Source organism: Phenylobacterium sp. (assembly GCF_036502675.1).
In the GTDB taxonomy this organism is placed as follows: domain Bacteria; phylum Pseudomonadota; class Alphaproteobacteria; order Caulobacterales; family Caulobacteraceae; genus Phenylobacterium.
Window position 1 is genome coordinate 1 of sequence record NZ_DASXYF010000008.1, and the last position, 2,125, is coordinate 2,125.

2 protein-coding genes are annotated in these 2,125 nt (G+C 68.7%); both read left to right on the top strand.

The genetic code is table 11. From position 1 onward, the window contains the following. Positions 1-102 precede the first annotated feature (102 nt). Complete coding sequence (locus VGL30_RS01190) at positions 103-1,272, top strand: phosphoserine transaminase (protein ID WP_331535926.1); 1,170 nt, start codon at positions 103-105, stop codon at positions 1,270-1,272. A 127-nt stretch (positions 1,273-1,399) separates the two neighbouring features. Then, on the top strand, positions 1,400-2,125 hold a 726-nt coding region (locus tag VGL30_RS01195; RefSeq protein WP_331535928.1), incomplete at its 3' end, for an NAD(P)-dependent oxidoreductase.

Genomic DNA, 2,125 nt, shown 5'->3' on the forward strand with positions numbered 1-2,125 from the left:
AAAAAGTTTCACTTGCTTTTCGGCCGCGAACCGGGCCTCTGCGCCGCGGGCCACGCCCTCCCAACGGGGCGCTGCTCATCTGCAAGGATGGGAGACATCGCTATGACGACGCCTGCGAAGCCGGCCATGCGGCCGGCGCGACCTGAATTTTCGTCCGGCCCCTGCGCCAAGCGCCCCGGATGGACCCCCCAAAATCTGCAAGGCGCCGTCCTCGGACGCTCGCACCGCTCCAAGCTCGGCAAGGCGCGCCTCAAGGACGCCATCGACCGCACGCGCCAGGTGCTGGAGGTCCCGCAGGACTTCCTGATCGGCATCGTGCCGGGTTCCGACACCGGGGCGGTGGAGATGGCGCTATGGTCGCTGCTGGGACCCAGGCCCGTGCAGCTCCTGGCGTTCGAGAGTTTCGGCAAGGACTGGGTCACCGACGTCGTCAAGCAGCTGAAGATCCCGGCTGAGACGCTGGATGCGCCCTACGGCCGGCTTCCCGACCTGACGAAGGTGCGCAAGGACGCCGACCTGGTGTTCACCTGGAACGGCACCACCTCGGGCGTACGCGTGCCGGACGCCGACTTCATCGCCGCCGACCGCGAAGGCCTGACGATCTGCGACGCCACCAGCGCCTGCTTCGCCCAGGCCCTCGACTGGTCGAAGCTCGATGTGGTGACCTTCTCCTGGCAGAAGGCGCTGGGCGGCGAGGCCGCGCACGGCGTGCTGATCCTGTCGCCGCGCGCCGTGGCCCGGCTGGAAAGCTATTCGCCGCCGTGGCCGATGCCGAAGCTGTTCCGCATGACCAAGGGCGGCAAGGTCAACCTCGAGATCTTCGAGGGCTCGACCATCAACACGCCTTCGATGCTGTGCGTGGAGGACTATCTCGACGCCCTGAAATGGGCCGCCTCCATCGGCGGCCTGGCCGAGCTCGCCCGCCGCGCCGACGGCAACCTGGCCGTGCTGGAAAGCTGGGTGGAGCGTACGTCCTGGGCGGGCTTTCTCGCCGAGGACAAGGCCATCCGCTCCAACACCTCGGTGTGCCTGAAGGTGGTGGACCCACGGATCACCGCCCTCTCCGACGACGCCCAGGCCGACTTCGCCAAGAAGCTGGCCGCGGTGCTGGAGAAGGAAGGCGTGGCGCTGGACATCGCGGGCTACCGCGACGCCCCGGCCGGCCTGCGCATCTGGTGCGGCGCCACGGTGGAGGCCTCCGACCTGGAGGCCCTGACGCCCTGGCTCGACTGGGCCTTCGCCACCGTCGCCGCCGAACTGCAAGCCGCCTGATCTAGTCCCCCTCAGTCGCTTCGCGACAGCTCCCCCCTCAGGGGGAGCGTGGCCCGATCCTCCCCCTGAGAAGGAGGGGGACCACGAAGCGGCGGAGGGGGCGACCCCCATTCGCCAAGGACATCCCATGCCCCGCGTACTGATCGCCGACAAGCTCAGCCCCGCCGCCATCGACATCTTCAAGCAACGCGGCGTCGACGCCGACGTGAAGACCGGCCTATCCAAGGACGAACTCCTCAAGATCATCGGCGACTACGACGGCCTGGCCGTCCGCTCGGCCACCAAGGCCGACAAGGACGTGATCGCCGCCGCCGGCGCCCTGAAGGTCATCGGCCGCGCCGGCATCGGCGTGGACAACGTCGACATCCCGGCCGCCACCGCCGCCGGGATCGTGGTGATGAACACGCCGTTCGGCAATTCGATCACCACCGCCGAGCACGCCATCGCCATGATGTTCGCGCTGGCCCGCCAGCTGCCCGCCGCCGACGTCTCCACCCAGGCCGGCAAGTGGGAGAAGAACCGCTTCATGGGCGTGGAGCTCTACGCCAAGACCCTGGGCCTGATCGGGGCCGGCAACATCGGCTCCATCGTCGCCGACCGGGCGCTGGGGCTGAAGATGAAGGTGGTGGCCTACGACCCCTTCCTGTCGGCCGAGCGCGCCATCGAGCTGGGGGTCGAGAAGGTCGAGCTGGAGGAGCTCCTGGCCCGCGCCGAGCTGATCACCCTGCACACGCCGCTGACGGATGCGACGCGCAACATCATCTCGCGTGAAGCGCTGGCGAAGACCGCGCGTGGCGTGCGCATCATCAACTGTGCGCGTGGCGGGCTCGTTGACGAATTGGCGTTGGCCGAG

Bases quoted from the DNA above. Each gene is read 5' to 3' on its own strand.
- VGL30_RS01190 (WP_331535926.1), top strand. From the start codon at position 103: ATGACGACGCCTGCGAAGCCGGCCATGCGGCCGGCGCGACCTGAATTT.